This is a genomic window from Longimicrobiaceae bacterium, assembly GCA_035696245.1.
Classification (GTDB): Bacteria; Gemmatimonadota; Gemmatimonadetes; order Longimicrobiales; family Longimicrobiaceae; genus DASRQW01.
Map to the genome: position 1 here is coordinate 1 of DASRQW010000302.1, position 8,086 is coordinate 8,086.

The 8,086-nt window shown below is 66.9% G+C and carries 4 protein-coding genes; all 4 read left to right on the forward strand.

The features are described 5' to 3' along the window. The first annotated feature begins 39 nt into the window (after positions 1-39). The 4 genes from VFE05_14165 (at position 40) to VFE05_14180 (ending at position 8,058) form a co-directional block, all read left to right on the forward strand. Positions 40-1,461, forward strand: coding sequence for a pyridoxal-phosphate dependent enzyme (locus VFE05_14165; protein HET6231213.1), 1,422 nt, complete (start codon positions 40-42; stop codon positions 1,459-1,461). Positions 1,462-1,675: 214 nt separating this feature from the next. Further along, positions 1,676-4,879 carry a carboxypeptidase regulatory-like domain-containing protein gene (locus VFE05_14170; GenBank protein ID HET6231214.1) on the forward strand — a complete coding sequence of 1,068 codons (3,204 nt, stop codon included), beginning with the start codon at positions 1,676-1,678 and terminating at the stop codon, positions 4,877-4,879. Positions 4,880-5,635: 756 nt separating this feature from the next. Then, a complete protein-coding gene (locus tag VFE05_14175) occupies positions 5,636-6,157 on the forward strand; it encodes a hypothetical protein (GenBank protein ID HET6231215.1) in 522 nt (173 codons plus the stop codon). Between the two features lie 146 nt (positions 6,158-6,303). Beyond that, positions 6,304-8,058 (forward strand): ATP-binding protein, encoded by a 1,755-nt coding sequence (locus VFE05_14180; GenBank protein HET6231216.1) that lies wholly within the window; start codon positions 6,304-6,306, stop codon positions 8,056-8,058. Positions 8,059-8,086 lie beyond the last annotated feature (28 nt).

The window sequence follows — 8,086 nt, forward strand, 5'->3', positions numbered from 1 at the left end:
CGCCGCGCCGCCGGCCGACCCGCAACCCAAGACCACTCCATGAGCGCTCCCGAGCCGGCATCGCCGGACATGCAGCCGCGGCACCGGATGCCGTACCAGAACGTCCTCCAGACCATCGGGTGGACGCCGCTGGTGCGCCTGAACCGCATGGCCGAGGGCATCCGCACCCCGGTCTACGCCAAGGCCGAGTTCATGAACCCCGGCGGCAGCGTGAAGGACCGTATCGGGCCCGCGATCATCGAGGCGGCGGAGCGGTCGGGCGAGCTCCGGCCCGGCGGGACCATCGTGGAAGGCACCAGCGGCAACACCGGCGTGGGCCTGGCGCTGGGCGCCGCCATCAAGGGCTACCGCTGCATCTTCACCATCCCCGACAAGATGAGCCAGGAGAAGGTGCGCCTGCTCAAGGCCTTCGGGGCCGAGGTCATCGTCACGCCGTCCGCCGTGGCCCCCGACCATCCGGACAACTACGTGATGATGGCGAAGCGCATCGCGCACGAGACGCCCAACGCCATCCTCGCCAACCAGTTCTACAACCAGGCCAACCCCGAGGCGCATTACCGCACCACCGGCCCCGAGGTGTGGGAGCAGACGGGCGGGCGGGTGACGCACTTCGTCTCCGCCGCGGGCACGGGCGGCACGATCACGGGCGCGGGGCGCTACCTCAAGGAGATGAACCCCAACGTCCGCATCGTGGGCGGCGACCCGGTGGGCTCCATCATCCGCGAGTTCGCGCAGACGGGGCAGAAGGGCGAGGGCGCCCCGTACAAGGTGGAGGGCATCGGCCAGGACAAGATCCCCGGCACGCTGGACCTCTCCGTGGTGGACGAGTGGCGCTCGGTGGACGACCGCTCGGCGATGAGCCTGGCGCGGCGCCTGACCCGCGAGGAAGGGCTGTTCGTGGGAGGATCGAGCGGCCTGATCGCGCAGGTGGCGCTCGACGTCGCCCGCGAGGTGGACGATCCCGACGCGTGCGTGGTCTTCATCCTCTGCGACACGGGCGAGCGCTACCTCTCGAAGGTGTTCAACGACGAGTGGATGCGCGAGAACCAGCTGCTCGACACCTCGCGCGTGACGGTGGGCGACATGGTGCGGCAGAAGGAGGCCAAGGCGCCGCGCGAGCTCATCTCCGTCTCCCCGGCCACGCCGGTGCGGCAGGCGCTGGCCTTCATCACCTCGCAGAACGTCAGCCAGCTCCCCGTGGTCGCCGAGGGCGACTGCGTGGGCCACATCAGCGAGGCCACGGTGATGGCGCGGGTGCTGGAGAACACCGCCGTGCTCGACCAGGCGGTGCAGACGCTGATGGACGCGCCCCTTCCGGTGGTGGACGGGCACGTGGACATGCCGGGTGTGATGCGTCTCCTTTCGCGCCACAACCCCGCGGTGCTGGTGCGCGAAGGCGGCAAGCTGTCGGGGATCATCACCCGCTACGACGTGCTGCGCTACGTGACCGACGGCCGGTGAGGTGCGGTTGACGTAGTAAGTCGTTGTCCTCCACACCATTCCGGCGCCGTGGGGGACGGCGGGCCCGTTCCGGGGCGCCGGAACTTTTTCCTTGCCGTTCGTGGCGGACGCGTTACATTCCGCGACGTCCCCCGCTACGCACCGCTGGTACTCTCAGGTCGCCCCTGCGCAGCACGGGAGTTCCACCCACTCTTTTCCACTCGAGGGAAATGTGATGAAACGAGGTTCGCAGACCGCGGCGATGCTGCTGTGGGCGCTGCTCCTGGCAGTTTGCCTGCCGGCGGCCGCCCGCGCGCAGGCCGTGACCACGGCCGCGGTGAGCGGTCGCGTGGTGAACGCCGAGCAGGCTCCGGCCGCCGGCGTGCAGGTGACGGCGACCAACACGGCGAACGGCTCGGTCTCGCGCGTGGTGACGCGCGCCGACGGCCGGTACCTGCTTCCCGGCCTTCAGCCGGGCTCGTACCGCCTGACCGTCTCGGGCCTGGGCATGGCCACGCAGACGCGCACGGTGAACCTGGCGCTCGGCACCACGGCCACGAACGACTTCACGCTCGCCTCGCAGGCCATCAGCCTGGGCCCGATCACGGCCACCGCCGAGCGCAACGCGATCATCTCGTCGTCGCACACGGGCGCCGCGACCACCATCAGCGACAGCACGCTGCGCCGCGCGCCCACCATCTCGCGCGACCTGAGCGACTTCACGCGCCTGGTGCCGCAGCTGGCGATGACCAACTCGACCACCGGCGCCATCAGCGCGGGCGGCCGTAACAACCGCTACAACCAGCTCCAGATCGACGGCACCTCCAGCAACGACATGTTCGGCCTCTCGGGCAGCGGCACGCCCAGCGGCCAGGCCGGCGGCAAGGCGATCACGCTCGAGGCGGTGCAGGAGCTCCAGGTCGTGCTCGCGCCCTTCGACGTGCGCCAGAGCGGCTTCACCGGCGCGTCGGTGAACGCGGTGACCAAGTCGGGCACCAACCGATTCCAGGGCACCATCAGCGGCTTCAACCGCAACGAGGGGCTGGCCGGCCGCTACATCACCCCGGCCGACACCGTCTCCAGCAAGCTGGACAAGTTCCGCAACACCGAGATCGCCGGCTCGTTCGGCGGCCCGATCATGCGCAACAAGGCCTTCTTCTTCCTGGCCGGCGAGCGCACCAACCGCACGAACCCGATCAACTACATCGCCGGCAGCAACTCGGCGCTGGGCGTGACCAGCACGCAGGCGCAGCAGCTCGCCGACACGCTGGCGGTGCTGGGGTACGCCCCCGGCGGCATCAGCGGCCGCCGCATCGAGCGGGCGAGCACCAACCTGTTCGGCCGCCTCGACTTCAACCTGGGCCAGAACAACCGCCTCACGCTGCGCCACAACTACATCGACGCCAACCGCGGTGACTTCGGCAGCAGCGCGCGCACGTACTACCTGGCCAACGCGGGCTACACGCAGTTCAGCACCACGAACAGCAGCGTGCTGCAGCTCAACTCGGGCTTCGGTGGCGGCGTGTTCAACGAGCTGCGCCTGGGCTACAACCGAGTCCGCGACCACCGCGGCTTCGAGGGTGGCCAGTTCCCGCGCATCCAGGTCAACGCGTCGAACGGCAACCTGGTGGCCGGCACCGAGAACTTCTCGGGGCAGAACATCCTGGACCAGGACGCGTTCGAGATCACCAACGACCTGACGATCCCGGCCGGCTCGCACACGCTGGTGTTCGGCACCAGCAACCAGTTCTCGAAGTTCAGCAACCTGTTCGTGCGCAACCCGTTCGGCAACTACGTCTTCCAGAGCTACGCGGACTTCGTGGCCGGCCGCGCGTCGAACTACCAGTTCAGCTACCTGGTGCCCGACACCGACCCGAACACCCCCGGCGACCAGCCCGGCCGCCCGCGCGCCGACTTCGGCGTGCGCCGCTACGCGCTGTACGGCGAGGACCGCTGGGACGCGCTGAGCAACCTGCAGGTCACGCTGGGCCTGCGCGTGGACCGCAACGGCTACCCGGACACGCCGGGCGAGAACACGGCCTTCGCCGCCATCTACGGCCGCCACACCAGCGCCGTACCGGAGAACTCGACCACCTGGAGCCCGCGCATCGGCTTCAACTGGGACCTGTTCGGCGACCAGACCACGCAGCTCCGCGGCGGTGCGGGCGTGTTCAGCGGCGCGAACCCGCTGGTGTGGGTGTCGAACGTCTACGGCAACACCGGCCTGGACTACATCCGCTTCACCTGCGACCGCCTGAACACCAACAACAACGACGATCCGCCCCCGTTCGTGTTCGACCCGGCGAACCAGCCGCGCAGCTGCGTGACGTCGGCCGGCGTGCCGATCGCGGCCGCCGCCGCGCCGAACGAGATCGACCTGGTGGACCCGAACTTCCGCTCGCCGCAGGTGGCCCGCTACTCGCTGGGCATCGACCGGCAGCTCCCGCTGGGCCTGGTGGGCACGCTCGAGGGCCTGTACACGCAGACCATCCACGACGTGCTGTACCAGAACCTCCGCGTCTTCCCCACGGGCCTGCGCGTGGAGAACCGTCCGGCGTACGCCCTTCGCGGCGGCACCCCGGGCTTCGGCGACGTGATCGACCTCACGAACACGAGCGCCGGCTACGCCTACAACCTGACGGCGCAGCTCCAGCGCCAGTTCCGCAACGGGTGGGACTTCTCGCTGGCGTACACGCGCTCGAAGGCCAAGGACGTGAACCCGATCACGAGCAGCCAGGCGATCTCGAACTGGCAGTTCAACGTGACGGCCAGCGACCCGAACAACCCGGGCCTGCACACGTCCGACAACGACATCCCCAACCGCGTGGTGGCCACGACGTCGTACTCGCTGCGTCTCTTCTCGCGCGCTTCGACCGACCTGTCGCTGGTGTACGTGGGCCAGTCGGGCCTGCCGTACTCGTACCGCTACGGCAGCGACATCAACGGCGACGGCTCCACGGGCAACGACCTGGTGTACGTGCCCAAGGACGCTTCGGACATCCGCTTCCAGAGTGGCGCGGTGAACGGCGTGAACGTGACGGCGGCCCAGTCGTGGGAGAACCTGAACGACTTCATGAACCGCGTGCCGTGCCTGAACAACGCGCGCGGCACCGTGCTGAGCCGCAACTCCTGCCGCACGCCGTGGTCGAACCGCATCGACTTCCGCATCGCGCAGAACCTGGCGCCCATCCGCGGCCAGAACGCCCAGATCACGCTGGACGTGCTGAACTTCGCCAACCTGCTCAACCGTGAGTGGGGCCTGAGCCAGTTCATCGCGAACCAGACCGACAACCTGCTGTCGCTCGGCACCGGCAACACCACCGCCGACGCCAACGGCCGCCGCCTGTACCGCGCCTTCGCGGCGCGCCAGGACGCGTTCAGCACCAGCACGCTGGACTCGCGCTACCAGATCCAGCTCGGGGTCCGGTACAGCTTCTAGGTCCGCCGTCTTCGGGTGAACGGAGCGAGAAGAGAGCGGGGCGGCGAAAGCCGCCCCGCTCGTCGTTTGGGAATGATCCGCCGAGCCCGGTCCGCGTCTGGGAGCGGGCGGTGCGATCCGGCACGTCCGCGGGGTTGCGCACGGGGATGTCCACCGCTCCAACCAGCGCCGGACCGTGGCTGCGTCGTACTCCACGATCGAGGCGATCTGCTCCACGTCGTGTCCACGCGACGAGAGCAGAACTGCGTGCATTCGCTCCGACACCCGGCCTACGTCGCGGCGTGCCCCCCGTTTCAGCTCCTCATGCTTGTTCGCTCAATGCGTGAACTCGCAGCATCGGGTTGAGCTCCGTCGGAAGGTTTCTCCCAACCGCACGGATCTCTACCTTAAATGCCTACAAAACTTTTGGCCACTTACTTAGAGAAGGATTGTGGTGGAGTGGAGCGGCTTGTCGTTGCCTACCGGGTGGAAGAAGTAGCGGCCGCTGGCGAAGCCGGCCGTCACGTGTTCAGTCGCACCCGAAGCGCGGAGTTGCCCAACTGGTGACGCGTATGGTGGAGATCCGGTCCCGTATCTCTCCGGGAGGGAGAAACGGCCGATGGCGGCAACTGCTTGCCGCTCATGCTCGGCCGACGTATCCTTCCTGTGGCTCCAGGCCTCCTCCGACTTCGTGGGGGAGAGCAAAAACCGGGGCTGAACAATCCATGGGCAAGGCTGCACCCGACTGGGGCGGCTGCGCACCGAGGAGATCGCCAGATGATGTCCCCCCCCCGTGGCGTCGCCTTCGACGCCGTGCAGGAGCTGTATGCTAGGCTCCGCACCCTCCCCGAAGACTCGGTCAACTACGCCATCGCCGAGAGGGCGATCGGGCTGGCGCTCAGCCCGCGGCGTGGCGCCTCCAACACCGCGTTCCTCCGCCACGATGCATGGCGGGACGCGAGGCGCAGCGTGCGCCGCAGCCGGGTGCGGCAGGAGAAGCTGCTGCACTGCTTGGAGAACCTGGCGCTGGTGGGCGGCAGGACAGCTGCGTTCCCCGGACTCGTCGACTGGGTGACTCCGGAGTCCGTCTACGCCGCCAGGGAGCTGGAGGCCCTCATCCGGACCGCCATCGACCGCGAGCACGCGCAGGGTGGAGCCTGCCTCACCGGCCTCCTCGCGGGGGAGACGGAGCAGGAGACGGCGGAGCGTCTCGGTGTGTCGCGCAGCATGGTCAGCCGCGTCCGGCGCCGGATCAGGGAGATCACGGCGGTGCTCGTGGCTGACTCCGCGGAAGGGTAGATCCCCACGGCGGAACTCGCCGGGACGGTTCAGCGGCCTTCGCCGAACCGTCTTGGCATTCCGACCCATCCAGATTGACAGCGTAGTTCGCCCGCCCACCGACAAACGGTGCGCTGGCCAGCAACACGAAAAAGGAGCAGGGGAAGATGCCTACCGCAACCACAGCGCGGCTGCCGGTCATTCTCACAAGCCATGCGCTGCAGTCACTCCGGGATTCGGGCTATACGCTCGCCGCCGCGCTCGGCGAGGTGATTGACAACAGCCTGGAAGCTGAGGCGAACGACATCCGGCTGCGTTTCGATGAGGAACGTGACCGGTCTGGTAAGAAGCATATCCACCGGATCCTGATCAGTGACGATGGGGCTGGCATGGATGAAGTCATCCTGCATCACTATCTGCAGCTCGGCTACTCCACCCGTTACATGTCTACAAAGACAATCGGGAAGTACGGGGTTGGCGCGAAGCTGGCGGCGCTGAACTTCGGAAAAAAAATTGACGTCTGGAGCCGTGTCGGCGCGGCAGCACCGTGGCTCCACGTCGGGTTCGATCTTGAGGATTCACTTCGCCGGGAAGAGCGAGGCGAGGAGGTCGGCATCGAGGCGCCGACGCCGGACCCCGTGCCCGATGACTATGCCGATTTGCTCCCCGCCGGTTCGGGAACCTTGGTCGTGTGGTCCAAGGTCGATCGCCTCGAGGAAGGACGCTGGGCACAGGACGCGAACGCGTTGCGGGTGGAAGTGGAGAAGGAGCTATCGAGGATGTTCCGGTACTTCCTGAACGGAGGGATCACCCTCTCCGTCAATGGAACGGTTCTGCTCCCTCACGACCCGCTCATGCTGATGGAGGGGACGTGGGCGGACAAGGTGCTGAGCGAACTCCATGCAGGCGAGCAGCCCGAAGCCGAGTCTCGTGGCCGGAGCGCGCGCGGTCCCGCGATGCGGCATTTCGGTGCCCGCGTCCTTGCTCGGAACGAACCGATCAAAATCCGAGGGAGCGAGGCCATCCTCACGGTAACGCTCTACCCGAAGGAGATCGTCAGGCAACGCGGAAAAGGCGGCGACCCTCTCGCGAAGAAGCTCCGCGTCCCCGAAAACGAGGGAAGCATCAGTTTCGTGCGTCTAAACCGCGAGATCAACTACACGAATGTGCCGCGCATCTTCCCCCGCGGCGTGGAGGATCCCGACCGTTTCATCGGAATCGAGATCGCCTTCTCTCCTGAGCTGGACGAGTATTTCGGTGTGCGGAACGTCAAACGGGGCGTCGAGCCGCATGACGAGCTTCGTGCGCGGATCCGGGAACTGCTGTCCAAGTACATTCCCCAAGCTCGCGAGATGCTCGACGAGATGTGGGGGGAGGTTGCGCGAGAGCAGAACACCCACGTGGGCGAGCACACGGCCATCCTAACCGCGGCCGGGGAGGCGAATCGGACCTTGCCGAAGGCGCGCGCTAAGGGTCCCGAGAACTCGAACGAAAGGGATCGCATCCTGAACGACTTGGCCCGCGATGCCGGAAAGACCGATGAGAAGGATCGGGCCGAGTACCTCGACCGGATCAGCGGACTTCCATTCGTGGTAGAGTCTGTCGACTTCCCAGGCGCAAATTTCCTGGACATTCAGCACCTGGATGGCCAGGTGATCATCCGCGTAAACACGCGCCACCGGTTCTATCGTGAGATGTGGGAGCCGATCCGGTCGATGGCGTCCCGCAACGCCGGGTCCGTTTCCGGTGACGAAGCGGTGCGTACGGCCCGGCGCACCATGGAAGCCCTCACGCTCATGGTGATCGCTTACGGCAAGGCCGAGTCGATGCACGAGAAGCCGCACGACCAATATGTTGACCTACGAATGTACTGGGGCCAGTTCCTGAATTCGCTGATGGGCAAGGTGAAAGACGTGTTCTAGAAGTCTGTTGAAAATCGGGTGCTCAGAA